Source organism: Bradyrhizobium sp. 142 (assembly GCF_023074015.1).
Lineage (GTDB): Bacteria > Pseudomonadota > Alphaproteobacteria > Rhizobiales > Xanthobacteraceae > Bradyrhizobium.
The window spans coordinates 48,570-66,638 of sequence record NZ_JADPKQ010000374.1; the positions used below are offsets into that span (position 1 = coordinate 48,570).

At 64.3% G+C, this 18,069-nt stretch carries 17 protein-coding genes; 5 read left to right on the forward strand and 12 right to left on the reverse strand.

All coding sequences use genetic code 11. The features are described 5' to 3' along the window. Nucleotides 1–85: 85 nt before the first annotated feature. The 4 genes from IVA82_RS34290 (at nucleotide 86) to IVA82_RS34305 (ending at nucleotide 4,733) form a co-directional block, all read left to right on the forward strand. A complete protein-coding gene (locus IVA82_RS34290; protein ID WP_247383973.1) occupies nucleotides 86–715 on the forward strand; it encodes a CvpA family protein in 630 nt (209 codons plus the stop codon). A gap of 29 nt (nucleotides 716–744) precedes the next feature. Further along, a complete protein-coding gene (purF, locus tag IVA82_RS34295) occupies nucleotides 745–2,268 on the forward strand; it encodes an amidophosphoribosyltransferase (RefSeq protein WP_247383915.1) in 1,524 nt (507 codons plus the stop codon). Between the two features lie 159 nt (nucleotides 2,269–2,427). Then, nucleotides 2,428–3,168 (forward strand): SDR family NAD(P)-dependent oxidoreductase, encoded by a 741-nt coding sequence (locus IVA82_RS34300; protein ID WP_247383916.1) that lies wholly within the window; start codon nucleotides 2,428–2,430, stop codon nucleotides 3,166–3,168. 338 nt (nucleotides 3,169–3,506) lie between these two features. Beyond that, nucleotides 3,507–4,733: an ABC transporter substrate-binding protein gene (locus IVA82_RS34305; RefSeq protein WP_247383917.1), complete on the forward strand. Its 1,227-nt coding sequence runs from the start codon at nucleotides 3,507–3,509 to the stop codon at nucleotides 4,731–4,733. 58 nt (nucleotides 4,734–4,791) lie between these two features. On the opposite strand, the gene IVA82_RS34310 is transcribed toward IVA82_RS34305, so the two are convergent. The 9 genes from IVA82_RS34310 to IVA82_RS34350 all read right to left on the reverse strand — a co-directional run bounded on the left by IVA82_RS34310 (nucleotide 4,792) and on the right by IVA82_RS34350 (nucleotide 14,730). After that, a complete protein-coding gene (locus IVA82_RS34310) occupies nucleotides 4,792–6,048 on the reverse strand; it encodes a TCR/Tet family MFS transporter (RefSeq protein WP_247383918.1) in 1,257 nt (418 codons plus the stop codon). Next, on the reverse strand, nucleotides 6,045–7,427 hold the full coding sequence (der, locus tag IVA82_RS34315) for a ribosome biogenesis GTPase Der (protein WP_247383920.1): 1,383 nt from the start codon (nucleotides 7,425–7,427) through the stop codon (nucleotides 6,045–6,047). Before der ends, IVA82_RS34310 begins: the two co-directional genes overlap by 4 nt. 51 nt (nucleotides 7,428–7,478) lie before the next feature. Next, a complete protein-coding gene (locus IVA82_RS34320) occupies nucleotides 7,479–8,018 on the reverse strand; it encodes a hypothetical protein (protein WP_247383921.1) in 540 nt (179 codons plus the stop codon). Nucleotides 8,019–8,048: 30 nt separating this feature from the next. Further along, entirely contained in the window at nucleotides 8,049–8,702 is a 654-nt protein-coding gene (gene pilO2 / locus IVA82_RS34325; RefSeq protein WP_247383923.1) for a type 4b pilus protein PilO2, read from the reverse strand. Between the two features lie 172 nt (nucleotides 8,703–8,874). Next, nucleotides 8,875–10,470, reverse strand: coding sequence for a class I adenylate-forming enzyme family protein (locus tag IVA82_RS34330; protein WP_247493730.1), 1,596 nt, complete (start codon nucleotides 10,468–10,470; stop codon nucleotides 8,875–8,877). A 78-nt stretch (nucleotides 10,471–10,548) separates the two neighbouring features. Then, entirely contained in the window at nucleotides 10,549–11,133 is a 585-nt protein-coding gene (locus IVA82_RS34335) for an NnrU family protein (RefSeq protein ID WP_148745075.1), read from the reverse strand. A gap of 203 nt (nucleotides 11,134–11,336) precedes the next feature. Continuing rightward, entirely contained in the window at nucleotides 11,337–11,915 is a 579-nt protein-coding gene (locus IVA82_RS34340) for a hypothetical protein (RefSeq protein WP_247383926.1), read from the reverse strand. 160 nt (nucleotides 11,916–12,075) lie between these two features. After that, a complete protein-coding gene (locus tag IVA82_RS34345; RefSeq protein ID WP_346658712.1) occupies nucleotides 12,076–12,864 on the reverse strand; it encodes an ABC transporter substrate-binding protein in 789 nt (262 codons plus the stop codon). Nucleotides 12,865–13,110: 246 nt separating this feature from the next. After that, entirely contained in the window at nucleotides 13,111–14,730 is a 1,620-nt protein-coding gene (locus IVA82_RS34350; protein ID WP_247383928.1) for a peptide chain release factor 3, read from the reverse strand. A gap of 156 nt (nucleotides 14,731–14,886) precedes the next feature. Between IVA82_RS34350 and sugE the strand changes: the two genes are divergently transcribed. Continuing rightward, nucleotides 14,887–15,201 (forward strand): quaternary ammonium compound efflux SMR transporter SugE, encoded by a 315-nt coding sequence (gene sugE / locus IVA82_RS34355; RefSeq protein WP_247383930.1) that lies wholly within the window; start codon nucleotides 14,887–14,889, stop codon nucleotides 15,199–15,201. Here sugE and IVA82_RS34360 read toward each other — a convergent pair. The 3 genes from IVA82_RS34360 to IVA82_RS34370 form a co-directional block, all read right to left on the reverse strand. Then, a complete protein-coding gene (locus IVA82_RS34360) occupies nucleotides 15,194–16,201 on the reverse strand; it encodes an inorganic phosphate transporter (RefSeq protein ID WP_247383932.1) in 1,008 nt (335 codons plus the stop codon). The genes sugE and IVA82_RS34360 overlap by 8 nt on opposite strands. Before the next feature lie 98 nt (nucleotides 16,202–16,299). After that, nucleotides 16,300–16,944: a DUF47 domain-containing protein gene (locus tag IVA82_RS34365; RefSeq protein WP_247383933.1), complete on the reverse strand. Its 645-nt coding sequence runs from the start codon at nucleotides 16,942–16,944 to the stop codon at nucleotides 16,300–16,302. A gap of 156 nt (nucleotides 16,945–17,100) precedes the next feature. Then, nucleotides 17,101–18,069 (reverse strand): branched-chain amino acid ABC transporter permease, encoded by a 969-nt coding sequence (locus IVA82_RS34370; RefSeq protein ID WP_247383935.1) that lies wholly within the window; start codon nucleotides 18,067–18,069, stop codon nucleotides 17,101–17,103.

The following is an 18,069-nucleotide window of genomic DNA, read 5'->3' on the forward strand; positions in this document are numbered from 1 at the left end:
AGCGCCGTCTGCCCTTCTGTTAGGGCGGCGGCCAAACACCGATTCGCCGAGCACCTTTGAGAGTACGAGCGGACCAGACCAGCCGATGCCGATTACCCTCCTCGACCTGATCCTGCTCGGTGTGATGCTGATCTCGGGCCTGCTCGCGATGGTCCGGGGCTTTATGCGCGAAATCCTGTCGATCGCGGCCTGGGGCGCGGCGGCGATCGTGACGCTGTATTCATTCTCGAAGCTGCTGCCGACCGCAAAAACCTACTTCAACAACGACACGGTCGCGAGCGTGGTGGTGGTCGCCGGTGTGTTCGTCGGTACCCTGGTCGTGGTGTCCGTGATCACGGTCCGGATCTCCGACATGATCCTAGACTCGCGGATCGGCGCGCTGGACCGCACCCTCGGCTTCCTGTTCGGGCTGGCCCGCGGGCTCTTGATCGTCGTGGTCGCCTTCCTGTTCTTCACCTGGCTGGTGCCGGACAAGCAGCGCCCGGACTGGGTCGCGGGGGCGAAATCCCGCGTGGTGCTCCAGGGAACCGGGGATTGGCTGATGGCCCTCTTGCCGGATGACCCCGAGAACACCATCTTGAAGAGATTCAAGAAAAACAAACCAGATGAAGAGCAAACTGATTCCGAGCAGCAGCCTTCGGGCAGTGGCGACGGATACAGCAAACCGGCTCGTGACAGCCTGAAAAAGCTGATCGAGAAACCTGCGGCGCGTTGATTTAGCCCCAACAGAGAGGCGCGGACGAGATGCGAAACCCTGACCAGGACGCCCAGCGTGATCTCGATCCAAAGGCCGGTTTGAGTCCAGCCGCGCTGGAGCTTCAGGACGATCTGGAGGGGGATACGCTGCGCGAGGAATGCGGCGTATTCGGCATCTATGGACACCCCGACGCCGCCGCCATCACCGCACTCGGCCTCCACGCCCTTCAGCACCGCGGCCAGGAAGCCGCCGGCATCGTCTCCTACGACGGCAGCCGGTTTCATTCCGAACGCCGCCTCGGCCTCGTCGGCGACACCTTCTCCCGCCGCGAGGTGATCGACCGCCTGCCCGGCACTGTCGCCGTCGGCCATGTCCGCTATTCCACCACCGGCGCCACCATCCTGCGCAACGTGCAGCCGCTGTTCGCCGAGCTCAATGCCGGCGGCCTCGCGGTGGCCCATAACGGCAATCTCACCAACGGCCTGACGCTGCGCCGCGAGCTCGTCAGGAACGGCGCGATGATGCAGTCGACCACCGACACCGAGGTGATCCTGCACCTGGTCGCACGCTCCAGGCGCAGCCGCTTCATCGAGCGCTATGTCGACGCGCTGCGCGAGATCGAAGGCGCCTATGCGCTGGTGTCGCTAACCAACAAAAAGCTGATCGGCGCGCGTGATCCGCGCGGCATCCGCCCCTTGGTGCTCGGCGATCTCGACGGCTACCCGATCCTGACGTCGGAGACCTGCGCGCTCGACATCATCGGTGCGCGCTTCGTCCGCGACATCGAGCCTGGCGAAGTCATCGTGTTCGACGAGAACGGCATGGACATCCACAAGCCGTTCCCGCCAATGGCGCCGCGCCCCTGCATCTTCGAATATATCTACTTCTCCCGTCCGGATTCCATCGTGCACGGCCGCTCGGTCTACGAGGTGCGCAAGGCCTTTGGCGCGCAGCTCGCGCGCGAGAGCCATGTGCCGGTCGACGTCGTCGTGCCGGTGCCGGATTCCGGCGTGCCCGCCGCGGTCGGCTACAGCCAGCATTCCGGCGTGCCGTTCGAGCTCGGCATCATCCGCAACCACTATGTCGGCCGCACCTTCATCCAGCCGACGCAGGCGATCCGCGAATCCGGCGTGCGCATGAAGCATTCGGCCAACCGCGCCGCGATCGAAGGCAAGCGCATCATCCTGATCGACGACTCGCTGGTGCGCGGCACCACTTCGAGGAAGATCGTGCGCATGATGCGCGATGCCGGCGCCAAGGAAGTGCATTTCCGTCTCGCCTCGCCGCCGATCCTCTATCCCGACTATTACGGCATCGACCTGCCCGATCGCGGCGGCCTCCTGGCCGCGACGCATTCTCTCGACGAGATGCGCGAGATCATCGGCGCCGACTCGCTCGCCTTCCTGTCGATCGACGGCATGTACCGCGCCATGGGCGAGCCAGGCCGCGACCCGGCCAATCCGAAATTCTCGGATCACTGCTTTACCGGCGCCTATCCGACCCACCTCACCGACCAGACCCAGACCGAGCCGCAGCCGCGGCAATTGTCGCTGCTGGCGGAGGCGAGCTGAGCTGTCGTCCCGGCCTGGTGCGCAATTGCGCACGGGAGCCGGGACCGATCACCACAAGCCTCAATGGTTCGAAGAAGGTGTGACAACCATCTTCCCAAGCCATAACGTCACGGCGTATGGATCCTGGCTCGCCAGGACGACGCTGGATAGAAGCTCTCGATGACAAACTCCCTCGCCAATCGCATCGCCCTCGTTACTGGCGCCTCGCGCGGTATCGGTTTTGCCACTGCCAAGGCGCTGGCCAAGGCGGGCGCGCATATCGTGGCGGTCGCGCGCACGCAGGGCGCGCTCGAGGAGCTCGATGACGAGATCCGCAAAGACGGCGGCAGCGCCACGCTGGTGCCACTCAATCTCACCGATTCCGACGGCATCGCGCGGCTCGGCGCAGGACTGCACGAACGCTACGGCAAGCTCGATATCCTCGTGGGCAATGCCGGCGTGCTCGGCCCCTCCTCGCCGGTCGGCCATATCGAGCTGAAGACCTTCAACGACGTGATAGCCGTGAACGTCTCCGCCAACTTCCAGCTCATGCGCTGCATGGAGCCGCTGCTCAAGCAGTCCGACGCCGGCCGCGCCGTGTTCATCACCTCGGGCGCCGCCAACAAGGCGACGGCCTATGTCAGCCCCTACGCCGCTTCCAAGGCCGCGCTGGAAACGCTGGCGCGCGCATGGGCGCAGGAGACCGCGAACACAAAGCTGCGCGTCAACCTGTTCAATCCCGGCCCGACCCGCACCCGCATGCGAGCAACCTTGATGCCGGGCGAGGATCCGGCGACGCTCGACACGCCCGAGCAGGTCGCCGAATTCATCGTGCCGATGTGCGCGCCCGACTGGACCGAGACCGGCAAGCTCTACGACTACAAGACCCGCAAACTGATGAGCTTCCGCTCGCCGGCCTGATCGACTGAGGGCCTCCCCACGCTCAAGCGGCAGCAGCCGCAAGCCAAAAAGGGAGATCGCCATCGCATGCCGCGCTGGCGTTCCGCGTGCGCTCGACATCTGCGACCGCACAGGTCGACACCGGGAAGCGCATCCAGAAATTCAAGCTGACGTCGGACGCGCTCAAATAGATGACGGCCGGTCCTGCCCAATAGTTAATGGCTGGATGACGCTTCGGCGCAGCATCATCCGGCTTTAGGCGCATTGCCGCGGAGCGCGGGACACGCTAGAGCCTTCAGCTGGAACAAGGCCCCTTTCAAGAGAGCCGTCCGCATGTTTGACAATGGAGGAAACCTTTTATGACGATCACGTTCGCGCGCCGCTCTGCGGCCCTTCTGGCCTGCGCCGCCTTCGCTTTTGCAACATCCGCCTACGCCCAGGACAAGACCGTCAAGATCGGCGTGCTCAACGACATGTCGAGCCTCTATGCCGACATCGGCGGCCCGAACTCCGTGGTCGCGATCAAGATGGCGGTCGAGGATTCCGGCCTGCTCAAGAAGGGCTGGAAGATCGACGTGTTGAGCGGCGACCACCAGAACAAGCCCGACGTCGGCGTCAATATCTCTCGGCAGTGGATCGACAACGAGAAGGTCGATGCGATCGCGGATACGCCGAATTCCGGCGTGGCGCTCGCGATCAGCAACCTCGTCAAGGAAAAGAATGCGGTGCTGCTGAACTCCGGCGCCGCGTCCGCCGACCTGACCGGCAAGGCCTGCACGCCGAACACGATCTCCTACACCTATGATACCTACATGCTGGCCAACGGCACCGGCAAGGCGCTGACCAAGGCCGGCGGCGACACCTGGTTCTTCCTGACCTCCGACTACGCCTTCGGCCACGCGCTGGAGCGCGACACTGCGGCCGTCGTGACGGCGAATGGCGGCAAGGTGCTTGGCGGCGTCAAGCATCCGATCAACAGCTCGGACTTTTCTTCGTTCCTGCTGCAGGCGCAATCGTCCAAGGCCAAGGTGGTCGGCCTCGCCAATGCCGGCGGCGACACCACGAACGCGATCAAGCAGGCGGCCGAATTCGGCATCGTCGCTGGCGGCCAGAAGCTGGCGGCATTGCTGCTGTTCATCAACGACGTGCATTCGCTGGGGCTAAAGACCGCGCAGGGGCTGACCTTCACCGAGTCCTTCTACTGGGACATGAACGACCAGACCCGCGCCTGGTCGAAGCGCTTCGCGGCACTGGCTAGCAAGAACGCAATGCCGTCGATGACCCAGGCCGGCAACTACGCGATGGTGCTGCACTATCTCAAGGCGATGGACGCGCTCGGCGGCAATCCGCATGACGGCGCCAAGGTCGTCGCCAAGATGAAGGAACTGCCGACCGATGACCCGCTGTTCGGCAAGGGCCCGCTGCGCGCCGACGGCCGCCGCCTCATCCCGGCCTATCTGTTCGAGGTGAAGAAGCCGGAAGAGTCGAAGGGGCCGTGGGATTACTACAAGCAGATCGCGACGATCGCGCCGGAAGACGCGGCCAAGCCGCTCAAGGACAGCGAGTGCCTGCTGGTGAAGAAGTAAGCGAATATCGTAGGGTGGGTTACGCCGAGCGACTGCGCTTCGCGCAGCGCGGGCCACCCTACCGTTCTGATCTTGTCGCAGCCAGCGTCCGCATCGCGATCACCACGCATGCAACCATCAGCACCCCCGCGAGCAGGAACGGCGCGCCGGGCAGCTGCATCGGCGCGCCATTGCCGATGAAATACGCGAACGTGAGCGTGAACAGAAACGGGCCGACGAGTTGCGACACGCTCTGCACGCTCGCGGTCGCGCCCTGCAACTGACCCTGCTGGTCGGGCGCAACCAGCCGCGTCATCAGCGATTGCGTGGCGGCACCGGAGATGCCCCACAGCGACATCACGGGAATGCCCAGCCAGAACAGCGGTCCGGTCGGCGCGCTGCCGAAGATCATGAAACCGGTCGCACCACAGCACAGGCCGAGCAGCAGCGCATTCCGCTCACCAAGCACGCGCACGATCGGGCCGATCGCAAGCCCCTGCACCACCATGGCGCAGATGCCGACCATCGCCAGCGTCAGTCCCACCGTCTTGGAATCCCAACCATAGCGATAAGTGGCATAGAGCACGAAGGTCGACGGCAGCACCACATGCGCGACCTGGGCGATGAAATTGACGACCGACAACGCGGCCAGCACGGTGTTGGAACGCAGCAGGTTCAACGCCCCGATCGGATGCGCGGTCCTCCAACTGAACGCCGCGCGCTTCTCCGGCGTCAGCGATTCTGGCAGGATCAACAGCCCGTAGAGCGCATTGGCGAAGCTTAAGGCCGCAGACGCCCAGAACGGCAGCCGCGGATCGATGTCGCCGAGCAAGCCGCCCAGCGCGGGGCCCAAGATAAAGCCGGCACCGAAGGCAGCCCCGATCCTGCCGAACACCGCCGCACGCCGCTCCGGCGGCGTGATGTCGGCGATATAGGCAAACGCGGTCGAGATGCTGGCCGAGGTGATGCCGGAGATGACACGGCCGACGAACAGCCAGACCAGCGACGGCGCGAGCGCCATCAGCACGTAATCTGCGGCGAGCCCGAAGTTCGACAGCAGCACCACCGGACGCCGTCCGAAGCGATCCGACAGCGCACCCAAGAGCGGCGAGAACACGAACTGCATCAACGCCCAGGCGGTGCCGAACAGCCCAAAAATCCGGGCCGCATGCGCGGTGTCGTTGTCGACAAAGCTCTCGATCAGCTTCGGCAGGATCGGCATGATCACGCCGAGCGCGAGCATGTCGAGCAGGATGGTGACGAAGATGAAGGCGGCCGCACCGTGCCGGATCGGCGCAGCGCCTGGCGCTATCGCCTCGCCAGCGCGTTCGCTCACGACGGCCGCTTGCGCTTGTGAGCGAAGGGATTGGCCTTCTCGCGCAAGGTGATGCGCACCGGCGTGCCCGGCAGATCGAAGGCTTCACGCAGCGAATTGGTGAGGTAGCGCAGATACGACTGCGGTACGGCATCTGCGCGGGAGCAAAACAGCACGAAGCTCGGCGGGCGCGCCTTGGTCTGCGTGATGTAGTTCAGCTTCAGCCGTCGGCCGGATACGGCGGGCGGCGGATTGGCCTGGACCGCCTCCTCGAACCAGCGGTTCAAGGCCGCGGTCGAGATGCGCCTGTTCCAGAGCGCGTAGGCGTCCTGGATCGCCTGCATCAGGCGATCGATGCCCTCGCCCATCAGGCCCGAGACGGCGACGATCGGCACGCCCTTGACCTGCGGCAGCAAATGGTCGGCATCTCGGCGCAAGCCGGAGATGGCGCCGCCACCTTTGCTCTCCATCAGGTCCCATTTGTTGGCGGCGAGCACGATCGCGCGACCCTCGCGCTCGATCAGGTCGGCGATGCGCAAATCCTGCTCCTCGAAGCGGTTTTGCGCATCCATCGTCATCACGACCACTTCGGCAAAGCGCACCGCGCGCAATGCATCGGCCACCGAGAGCTTTTCCAGCTTCTCCTCGATGCGCGAGCGCCGGCGCAGACCTGCGGTATCGAACACGCGAAATTCACGGCCCTTCCAGGAGATCTCGACCGCGATGGAATCGCGCGTGGTGCCGGCTTCCGGGCTCGTCAGCAGGCGCTCCTCGCCGAGCAGATGATTGATCAGCGTCGACTTGCCGGCATTGGGCCGGCCGACGATGGCAACCCGGATCGGGCGCGTCGCGGCCTCTTCCTCCGTCAGCGGCTCGTCGTCCTCGGCCTCATCCTCGTCGACGGGCTCCGGCATTAGCCGGGCCAGGGCGTCGTAGAGCTCGCCCATGCCCTCGCCGTGCTCGGCCGAGATCTGGATGGGATCGCCGAGGCCGAGCGCAAAGGCCTCCATCGCGCCGGCATCGCCATGCTTGCCCTCGCTCTTGTTGGCGACCAGTAGCACCGGCTTGTTGGCACGGCGGGCGAAATCGGCAAAGGCGCGGTCGTTCGGCGTCAGGCCGGCGCGCGCGTCGACCACGAAGAACAGGGCGTCGGCCTGCGCGACCGCGGTCTCGGTCTGCTCCTGCATGCGCGCAGTCAGCGAACCCTTGGCGCCCTCGTCGAGGCCGGCGGTGTCTATGATGGTGAATTCGAGGTCGCCGAGCCTGGCCCCGCCTTCGCGGCGATCGCGGGTGACGCCCGGCAAATCATCGACGAGCGCGAGCTTCTGTCCGACCAGGCGGTTGAACAGCGTCGACTTGCCGACATTGGGCCGGCCGATGATGGCAATTGTGAAGGGCATCGGTCATTCGTGCGCTGCCGGAGCCGCGTCTGTCAATGCAGTGAAAAAATATCAGCGCGAGAAACTGCCGCTCGGCAGCGGCGCCGGGAAGCCGCCTTGCGATTGCTGCTGTGTGGTCTGGGTTGGTTGCGCCTGCTGGACGGGTTGATCCGGTGGCGGCGCGGTGGTGCGCTTGCGAACGATCTTCTGCCTGGGCTGGGGAGCGGCCGTGGGCGGCGCTGCCTCGGGCTGGGCCTCGCCGTCGACTTCGCCGGCCGGCGCCTCAGCGGGCGCGGCGGTGGCCGACTGCTTCGACTTCTTCCCCTTGGTGGCTTTGGACGATGGGGCCGGCTCGGGCGGCGCCACGGGCGCAGCCGCAACGGCGGCGTTCGGATCCGGCTGTTGCTGCGCGCCCTTGTACATCTCTCGCGGCACGCCCTGCTCGAGGCCCGGCACCCCCTCGGGGAACACCGGCTTGCGGTCGCCCGGCAGCTTCTTCTTGGTGTCGAGGAAGTCGAGCATGTCGCTTGGATCGAAGCTGGAGCAGCCGCCCAGGACGCCCGTGAAGGCGATCAGGACGGCGGTTGCGATCAAGCGTGGTGTGCGGCGCATATCGGTGTCTCGTCTCGGCTCTCGGGGCCGTCAGCTTTTGGCGACGGGCGGCAGCAGGGCCTGGAGCGCCTCGGCGCGCGAGCGCAGGCCTGGCGGCGTCTCGCCATCCTCGGCGATCGCGTCGAGCCATTTACGGGCCGCGGTCATGTCGTTGTTGCGCCAGGCCGATAGCGCCAGCATCTCGCGGGCGCTGTGGCGGAAGGTCGACTTGGGCGCGGCGGAGGCCTCCAGCCGCTGCTGCATGTCGGCATAGCTCGCGCTGTCGAGCAGCAAGCCCGCCGCGCGGACCTTGGCCAGATCTTGCCACTCGGCGCCGACACCGCGGTCGGCGGAAATATCATCGTACAGTTTCGCGGCCGCCTTGGGATCGCGGGCTGACGCCTCGGCCGCAGCGCGCAAGCGCGCCAGCGTGCGGTAGCCCCAGGGAGCCTTGGCGGCAAGATCGGTGAAAGCCGCCTCGGCCTCGGCATGCTTGTCCTGTTCGGACAGCTCGATAGCCTTCTCGAAGGCGGCGCCAGCCTCGGCAGCCTTCTTGGCCTCCAGGTACTGGTAACCGCGCCAGCCACCCACGGCGGCGACGATCAGCACCATCAGGGCGATGAAGTAGATCGAATACTTGTCCCACAGCTTCTTGAGCTGGTCGCGACGTACTTCCTCGTCGACTTCGTCAAATAATTCAGCCACTTAAGCCAATCCCATGCCCGGCCGGGAGCGCGCGCCAGATCGTTCGCGTCAAAAACCCCGTCCCCACGTCGCGGCGGCGATAGCCTATCGATATGGCGGTGGCAAGGCAAAGCAAGCCCGATCAAGGCGTTAACCCAAGGTCCGGGATACTCCGGAGGCCCGCCTGCCCGGGTCAAGTTTCGGCCAGAAGCTCCCGCAGCTGCCGTTTCACCACCTTGCCATTGGCGTTGCGCGGCAGAGGCTCGGTGGTGACGGTGATCGTTTCGGGGACCTTGTAGTCGGACAGCCGTTCCGCGCACCAGGCCCGAAGCTCGTCAGCCGCGATCGCGGCGCGCGTCACAACCACGGCATGAACGCGCTCGCCCAGCACCGGGCATGGTTTGGCGATGATCGCGCTCTCGACCACCGCGGCGTGGCCAGCCAGTACCGATTCGACTTCGGCCGAGTAGATCTTCAGGCCCCCGCGGTTGATCATGTCCTTCTGGCGGTCGAACACCCGGATAAAGCCGCCCGCATCGACCGAGCCGAGATCGCCGGAATGCCAGAAGCCGCCGGTGAAGCTTTCCGCCGTCGCCTTCGGATTGTTCCAATAGCCTTTGATGACCGAGGCGCTCTGGATCCAGAGCTCGCCGATCTCGCCGCGCGGCAGCTCGCGTCCGTCCGTCCCCATCGCCACGATCCGCGCACCGGGACAGGCCAGGCCGACGCTGTCGATATGGCTTGCCGTCAGCTCGCCCGGCATGATCGTGGATGGCGACGTGGTCTCGGTCGCGCCGTAGCAGTTCGTCAGCTTGAGACCGGGAATTTTCGCCTCGAGTTTCTCGATAGATGCGACCGGCATCGGGGCGCCGCCGAAACCGCCGATGCGCCAGCTCGACAGATCATAGCTGTCGAAATCCGGCTGGAGCAGGCAGAGATTGTACATCGCCGGCACCATCACGGTGTAGGTGACACGCTCGCGCGCGGCGAGCTTGAGGTAGTCCGCGGCCTTGAACTCCGGCATGATGATCAACGCGCCGCCGCAGCGGATCATGGTCGTGATGTTGGCGACGACGCCGGTGACATGGCCGAGCGGCACCGCCGCGATCGAGCGATCCGCCGCCGTCAACTCCAGGCAGGACGCGAACACCATCGAGGAATGGATGATGTTGCAATGGGCAAGCATCGCGCCCTTCGGCTTTCCCGTCGTGCCCGAGGTGTAGAGGATCATCGCTGTGTCTTCCTCGCTGACATCGACCGGCGCCGGCACCAGTGCGTTGTCTGCGAGCACCGCGAAACCCGAGAGCTGCGGATCGTTGTCGATGGCGATGCGATGGATCACGTCGGGAACATCGCGCGCATTTGGCAGCCGCTCGGCAAGCGCCGCCTCGTAGATCAGGATCTTGGCGCCGCAGTCGGCGAGCACGTAGGCGATCTCTGGCTTCTGCTGGCGTGTGCTGAGCAGGACCGTGACGAGGCCCTCATGGGCGGCGGCAAACAGGATCAGTGGAAATTCGACGCGGTTGCCGAGCAGGATTGCGACGCGGTCGCCGCGTTGCAGGCCAAGCTTGCGCAAGCCCGCCGCGATCCGCGCCGCGCGCTCCACCACCTGCCGCCAGCTCAATCGGACATCGCCGCAGATCAGCGCTTCGCCATCGGCATTGCCGGCGCAAGCGTCCGCAATCATCACCCAGATGTTGGCCGGCCGCTCAGCGAACGCCGGTACCACCCGATCGCCAAAGCGCGCCTCAAATCGCATCGGCGGGATCTGAGATTGCGACCAGTCCATTGGAATGCCCTGAGCTTGTTGCTTTTGTCACCTTCCGCGCATGGGTGCGCGGCGCTGTCTTGCGCTGATTGGCTGTGCCTAGCTCCCCATGACGGGAACACCAATCACGACGGGATGGAACGCAAAAGCCAGCGCCAGATAGGCGACGACGCCGACCGCGACCGCGATCAAGTCGTTGGTCACGCCGCCCACCGGAATCGGCGGGGCGCCGGCGTCGGTGCGATATTTCAGCGAGATGCGGTCATACACCGCCCACCCCAGGAACGAGCCGAACAGGATGATGGAGCCGAGATCACCATTGGCCAGGAGATGCGCAACCGCCCACAGCTTGATCCCGGCGAGCATTGGATGCTTCAACGTCGCATAGATCCGACCGCGCAGGTAGGAAGCAACGACCAAGATAACGGCGGGCAGCATCAGCGCGATCGTGATGTGCTTCATCGCCTTCGGCGGATACCAGACGTCGATCCAGCCGGTCGCCCGATAATGCGCAAAGCCCCAGATAATGAGCGCGAGACCCGCGAGCGACACCAGCGCGTAGAGGATCTTGTAGGTTCCCTCGCCCAGTCTCGCGATCGCCTGCGTGCGCGCGTCGCGTTTGGTGGTGAACACATGCGGCGCAAAAAACAGCGCGAGCCCCACGATCATGACCAGCAGACCCACGACATCCTCCCCTTTGGCAAGCGCCCAGCATCTGAGGTATCATTGATGGGCTTCCGGTCGCAACTCCCACGCCTCATGGTGAGGAGGCGCGTCAGCGCCGTCTCGAACCATGCAGGCCGCGCTGCAGTAGCGGGGCCTCCATCCTCGAGACGCGCGCGAAAGAGCGCGCACCTCAGGATGAGGGGGTAGAGAAATCAGCGAGGTTACTTTCCCAAGTCCCTATTATCGACATAGCGGATCGCGATCGGCCGACCGGCCAGCGCGCCGCCAAGACCGGTGGTGAATTTCAGCGGCAGGCAGGCCTTCAGCGATGTGTTGATGGCGTCGAGATAGGTCGTTCGCGTCACGGCAGGAACGCCAGCTGTTGCAAATGTCAGACGCGGCGGACCGATCAGACCACCCGCCTTGTTGAAACTGAAGCGCACCGACATCTGCATGCCTGCGCGCGCGTTGTCTGACGGCGGCGACCAGCAGCTGCGCAGCTGGGCGAAGAGATCGCCGATCGTGTCGAGATCGTGATCCGGCTTCTGATACCTGGCGCGATTAGCCGCGGACGGCACGCTCTCGATGGTGAGCTGTAGATCCTGGCCGTAGGGATAGTCGATCTCGGGAATGCACGGGCCGTCCTCGAGCACGCTGCAATAGGACGGCGTGCAGGGGCGGTTGTCGAGCACGCTGCACGGCTCATGCGAGAATGGAATCGGATTGATCTGACGGGGCCGCGCGTTGGCGGCGACCGTCGATGTCGCCAACAGGACAAGAACAAGGATGCTGCGCCACATGATGCTGAGACCGTAATGGCATTCGCACAACAGGTGGCGACGGTTGTGAAGGGGTCAAGGCTCGCCGCGATGCGACGACGGGCTTGCCGCCAGAATTTGAAACCCATGCAAAGTTGCCGCTCCGAGGCGGAGCAGGCTCGGTCGGGACAGCAAACCCGCTTCACTCAACGACTTGATCCGCTTGTGCCACCAGGGTGGGCGGTACACTCAGTCCCAACGCGTTGGCTGTCTTGAGATTGAGCAGAAATTGGAATTCATTCGGCTGCTGGACTGGCAAATCTGCCGGACGCGCTCCTCGCAAGACGCGGTCAACATAGTCCGCCGAGCGACCGACAAGGTGCGAAATCGAGATTCCGTACGACATCAGCCCGCCTTCCCTGACGAAGAAAGGGAACGGATACATCGCCGGCAGACGGTGGGTGGCCGCCAAGTCTAGAATCAATTGCCGGTGAACGAGTGGAAACGCGTCCGGAAAGATCAGCAAGCCGCCGTGTGGCTGCTCTGCAAAGCGGGAAATCGCCTGTTCGAGCTCGGTGGCGTTGTGCGCCGGTGCCGGAACCAGCTGGAGCTGGACTGCCGGAATGGCAGCTTCCACGGACGGCATCAAGATCATGGGAGCTGTTCGCGGGTTGAAGACTGCGGCGATCCTTCGTATCTCTGGTGCCGCCTGCTTGAGCAGTTGCAGCCACTTGCCAGCCATTTCAGGTTCGAAGGTTGTGAAGTCCGTAATGTTTCCACCCGGCTTGCCCAGACTTTGAACGAAACCGGCACCCACGGGATCGGCAACTACCGTGAAGACAATCGGCAACGTCGGCGCGTGTCGCTTCAAGGCTTCCACGGATGGAGTACTGATTGCCAGGAGCACGTCCGGACGCAATCCGGCCAGCTCAGCCGCCTGAGCATCCGCAAGAGCCGGATCGCCGGCCCACCAACGATATTCGATCTGGATGTTGCGTCACTGTTCCCAACCAAGTTCACCTAGACGCTGTCTCAGTTTCTGGTAGCTGGCCTGGCTTTCCGGGTCACTGGGCTTGCCTCCCGCCATCACACCGATTCGCCGCACATTACCTTGCGCGGACGTGCCAAGCGGGTAGGCCGCCGCGCTTGCAACAAGCATGATGAAATCGCGCCGCCTCATGACCGCCGACCTCGCTAAGCGTTGCCATCGTGCTTCACGGGCAACATCTGGGAAACACTAGCTCTTCTTCTTGACGTCCTTGACGTTGGTGAACGCGATGCCTTCGGCACGCTCCCGGGTATAGCCGAGATAAAATTCGTTCCTGGCCAGATAGACGGGGTCGCCGTCGACGTCGTCGGCGATGCTCGATGTGTTGGCGGCGATGAAGGTGTCGAGCTTCTTGCGGTCGTCCGAGGAGACCCAGCGCGCAAGCTGGAACTCGCTCACCTCGAATTCGACCGGCAGCGCATATTCCGCCTCGAGCCGCGCCTTCAGCACGTCGAGCTGCAGCGCGCCGACCACGCCGACCAACGCCGGCGCGCCGTCGCGCGGGCGGAACACCTGCACCACGCCCTCTTCCGACATCTGCTGAAGCGCTTCCTTCAGCTTCTTCGCCTTCATCGCATCGGTGAGACGGACGCGGCGGACGATTTCCGGCGCAAAGCTCGGCACGCCGACGAAGTTGAAATCCTCGCCCTCGGTCAGGGTATCGCCGATGCGCAGCGTGCCGTGATTGGGAATGCCGACAACATCGCCGGCAAAGGCTTCGTCCGCCACCGAACGGTCCTGCGCGAAGAAGAATTGGGGGCTCGACAGCGGCATGCTCTTGCCGGTGCGGACCAGCTTGGCTTTCATGCCGCGGCTCAGCTTGCCCGAGCACAGCCGCGCAAAGGCAATGCGGTCGCGGTGGTTCGGGTCCATGTTGGCCTGAATCTTGAACACGAAGGCGCTCATGCGCGGATCGGTCGCTTCGACCTTGCGCTGGTCACTCTCCTGCGCGCGCGGCTCAGGTGCGAACTTGCCGAGGCCTTCCAGGAGGTCGCCGACGCCGAAATTGCGCAGCGCGCTGCCGAAATAGACCGGCGTCAGATGTCCCTCGCGAAACGCGGCGAGCTCGAACGGTTTGGAGGCCTCGGTGACGAGCTCGAGCTCATCCTTCACCGCGGAGACGTCGAGGTTGGCATTGAGCTTGCCGAGTTCGGCAATCTCGATCTGCTGCGCCGCGCCGGTCTTGGCGCCGCCGCCTTCGAGCAGACGGACGCCGCCATTGGCCACGTCATAGGTGCCGAGGAAGTCGCGGCCGCGACCGACCGGCCACGTCATCGGGGTGGTGTCGAGCGCCAGCGTCTTCTCGATCTCGTCGAGCAGCTCGAAGACGTCGCGGCTCTCGCGGTCCATCTTGTTGATGAAGGTGATGATCGGGATGTCGCGCAGGCGGCAGACCTCGAACAGTTTTCGCGTACGCGCCTCGATGCCCTTGGCGGCGTCGATCACCATCACGGCGGAGTCGACCGCGGTGAGCGTGCGGTAGGTATCTTCCGAAAAGTCTTCGTGGCCCGGCGTGTCCAGCAGGTTGAACACCAAACCCTCGAACTCGAAGGTCATCACGGAGGTCACGACCGAGATGCCGCGTTCGCGCTCGATCTTCATCCAGTCCGAGCGCGTGTTCCGCCGCTCGCCCTTGGCCTTGACCTGGCCGGCGAGATTGATCGCGCCGCCGAACAGCAACAGCTTCTCGGTCAGCGTGGTCTTGCCGGCGTCCGGATGCGAGATGATCGCAAAGGTTCGCCGCCGCGACACTTCAGCGGCAAGCGGGGAACGGGCCGGCGATTCGGCAGAAATGGCGATGTCGGACATGTCGGGAGCGTTTGGCAGGGAAAATGGGCCTGATCAAGCCTCATATGGTGATTGCCGAGCCTTCCGGCCAGCCCCATATCGCCCTTGGGAAGGACGTCCTTCCCGCCCATCAGTGCATCACACGCGGGGACGACCCTGCTTGAGCGGAGGGTCGTCATGGCCTGGAGCATCCTGTTCGTCGCCGGCCTGCTGGAGGTCTCCTGGGCGATCGGCCTCAAATATACCGAGGGTTTTACCAGGCTCGTTCCGTCCGTCCTCACGCTTGCGGCCATGGCCTGCAGCATCGTCCTGCTTGGGCTCGCACTGAAGACGCTTCCGATTGGAACCGCCTATGCGGTCTGGACCGGCATCGGTGCAGTCGGCACCGCGACGCTCGGCATCGTCCTCTTCGGCGAACCAGCGACCGCATTTCGCCTCGCCAGCATCGGACTGATCATCGCCGGCATTGTCGGGCTGAAGCTGGTTACTTGACGAAAATCTTGACCGCCCACCAGGTCAGCGCCGCGACAATCGCGGAGGCCGGCATCGTGATCACCCAGGCATAGACGATCGAACTGGCGACGTTCCAGCGCACCGCCGAGAGGCGGCGGGCGGCGCCAACGCCGACGATCGCGCCGGTGATGGTATGGGTGGTCGACACGGGAACCCCAAGGAATGTCGCCATGAACAGGGTCACCGCGCCGCCGGTCTCGGCGCAAAACCCCTGCATCGGCGTCAGTTTCGTGATGCGCAACCCCATGGTGCGGACAATGCGCCAGCCCCCCATCAGCGTGCCCATCGCCATCGCCGCCTGGCAGGACAGCACCACCCAGAACGGCACGAAGAACTCGCTGCCGAGATGGCCCTGCGAATAGAGCAGCACGGCGATGATGCCCATGGTCTTTTGAGCATCGTTACCGCCGTGACCGAGCGAATAAAGCGAGGCGGAGGCGAATTGCAGGATGCGGAAGGCGCGGTCGACCGCAAACGGCGTCGAGCGCACCGAAGCCCAGGACACGATCGCAACCAGCAGCATCGCAAGCAGGAATCCGACCAGCGGAGACAGCACGATGGCCAGCACGGTCTTGCTTAATCCACCCCACACCGCCGCCGAAATCCCGGCCTTGGCCATGCCGCCACCGACGAGCCCGCCGATCAGGGCATGGGACGACGATGACGGGATGCCGAGCGCCCAGGTGACCACATTCCAGACGATGGCGCCGACGAGAGCTGCAAAGATCACCTGCGCATCGACGATCGCGGGATCGATGATGCCGGTGCCGATGGTCTGGGCGACGTGCAGCCCAAACACCATGAAGGCGACGAAATTGAAGAACGCGGCCCAGAACACCGCGAATTGCGGCCGCAGCACGCGGGTCGAGACGATGGTCGCGATCGAGTTGGCGGCATCATGCAGGCCGTTCAGGAAGTCGAACAGCAGCGCGACGGCGATCAGTCCGACCAGGACGGGTAGACCCAACGCAGCATCCACGGCGCGCCCCTGCTTTAAAGATTGAGCATGATCTCCGCGCAAACGCCTGCTGCGTTTGTCGCGAAGGCAAACCGCCGCGCACTTTTCCGGATCATGCTCTAGACTTGCTCGATGACGATGCTGTTGATCTCGTTCGCGACGTCGTCGAAGCGATCGGCCACCTTTTCGAGGTGGTCGTAGATCTCGGCACCGACGATGAAATTCATTGCACTGCCGTCGCGGTGCTTCAGGAACAACTCCTTCAACCCGATGTCGTGGAGATCATCGACGCGGCCTTCCAGCTTGCCCAGCTCCTCCGTGATCGCCGTCAGCATGGCGACGTTCTGGCCGATCGCCTGCATCAGCGGCAGCGCGCGTCCGACCAGATTGGCACATTCGATCAAAAGCCCGCCGATCTCCCGCATCGGCGGCTCGAAGGTTCGGACCTCGAACAGCATCACCGCTTTCGCCGTCTGCTGCATCTGGTCGATGGCGTCGTCCATCGAGGTGATCAGGTTCTTGATGTCGCCGCGGTCGAACGGGGTGATGAAGGTGCGGCGCACCGCCGTCAGCACCTCGCGGGTGATGTTGTCGGCATCGTTCTCGAACTGACTGACGCGCTGGCAATAGACCGGCGTCTCCTCGCCCCCGTTCAGCATCCCCTGGAGCGCGATGGAGCCCTGAATCACGGTCTTGGCATGGCGGTCGAACAGGTCGAAGAACCGTTCTTCCTTGGGCAGGAAAGCGCGAAACCAACGCATCATGGGGATAGTCTACCGGTTGGACATGGCCCGGCCCGACCGGGCCGTCACGAAACTGTCATAGACCATTTTCGTTCCGCGCGCGTGCCACCTCACGCCAGCGGAGCCGGATCATCCACCGCTTTCACGCGCCAACAAAACCAGCACTCTATCAACGACTTAGAGCGAGCGCCGGAAGTAATGCGCGATTTCACCAACCACGCCGCGGCGGAAGGTAAGCACGCAGATCACGAAGATCGAGCCCTGGATCACCGTCACCCACTGGCCGAAGCCCGCCAGATATTGCTGCATGGCGATGATGGCGAAGGCACCGACCACGGGGCCGAAGATGGTGCCGAGACCGCCGACCAGCGTCATCAGCACCACTTCGCCCGACATCGACCAGTGCACGTCCGTGAGCGAGGCGTTCTGCGCCACGAACACCTTCAGCGCACCGGCGAAGCCGGCCAGCGTGCCCGACAGGACGAAGGCCAGGAACTTGTACTGGTCGGTCCGGTAACCCAGCGAGATCGCGCGCTGCTCGTTCTCGCGGATCGACTTCAGGACCTCACCGAATGGCGAGTTGATGATGCGGTAGATCAGCAGGAAGCCGGCGAGGAAGCCGACCAGCACGACATAATAGAGGACGGTGGGCTTCGAGAGATCGAAGACGCCGAACATGTGCCCTTGCGGAATGCCCTGGATGCCGTCCTCGCCATGGGTGAACGGCGCCTGGAGGTAGATAAAGTACAGCAGCTGCGACAGCGCCAGCGTGATCATCGAGAAATAGATGCCCTGGCGCCGAATCGAGATGTAGCCGGTCACGATAGAGAGGACGAAGGCGCCGGCGATGCCGACGAGGATGCCGAGCTCCGGCGGCAGCGCCCACACCTTCAGCGCATGCGCGCTGCAATAACCGGCGGTGCCTAAGAACATCGCGTGACCGAACGACAGCAGACCGCCATAGCCGATCAGAAGATTGAAGGCACAGGCGAGCAGCGCGAAGCAAAGTGCCTGCATCACGAAGAACGGATAGAGGCCGCTGAAGGGCACCGCGGCCAGCAGCAGCGCCATCACCACGAACACGATCATCTCGTCGCGTACCGCGCGCGGGGTTGCCGGCAGCGTATCGTCCGTCAAGACCGTCAT

Bases quoted from the DNA above. Each gene is read 5' to 3' on its own strand.
- IVA82_RS34290 (WP_247383973.1), top strand. From the start codon at position 86: ATGCCGATTACCCTCCTCGACCTGATCCTGCTCGGTGTGATGCTGATC.
- purF (WP_247383915.1), top strand. From the start codon at position 745: ATGCGAAACCCTGACCAGGACGCCCAGCGTGATCTCGATCCAAAGGCC.
- IVA82_RS34300 (WP_247383916.1), top strand. From the start codon at position 2,428: ATGACAAACTCCCTCGCCAATCGCATCGCCCTCGTTACTGGCGCCTCG.
- IVA82_RS34305 (WP_247383917.1), top strand. From the start codon at position 3,507: ATGACGATCACGTTCGCGCGCCGCTCTGCGGCCCTTCTGGCCTGCGCC.
- der (WP_247383920.1), bottom strand. From the start codon at position 7,427: ATGCCCTTCACAATTGCCATCATCGGCCGGCCCAATGTCGGCAAGTCG.
- IVA82_RS34320 (WP_247383921.1), bottom strand. From the start codon at position 8,018: ATGCGCCGCACACCACGCTTGATCGCAACCGCCGTCCTGATCGCCTTC.
- IVA82_RS34330 (WP_247493730.1), bottom strand. From the start codon at position 10,470: ATGGACTGGTCGCAATCTCAGATCCCGCCGATGCGATTTGAGGCGCGC.
- IVA82_RS34340 (WP_247383926.1), bottom strand. From the start codon at position 11,915: ATGTGGCGCAGCATCCTTGTTCTTGTCCTGTTGGCGACATCGACGGTC.
- IVA82_RS34350 (WP_247383928.1), bottom strand. From the start codon at position 14,730: ATGTCCGACATCGCCATTTCTGCCGAATCGCCGGCCCGTTCCCCGCTT.
- sugE (WP_247383930.1), top strand. From the start codon at position 14,887: ATGGCCTGGAGCATCCTGTTCGTCGCCGGCCTGCTGGAGGTCTCCTGG.
- IVA82_RS34365 (WP_247383933.1), bottom strand. From the start codon at position 16,944: ATGATGCGTTGGTTTCGCGCTTTCCTGCCCAAGGAAGAACGGTTCTTC.
- IVA82_RS34370 (WP_247383935.1), bottom strand. From the start codon at position 18,069: ATGACGGTCTTGACGGACGATACGCTGCCGGCAACCCCGCGCGCGGTA.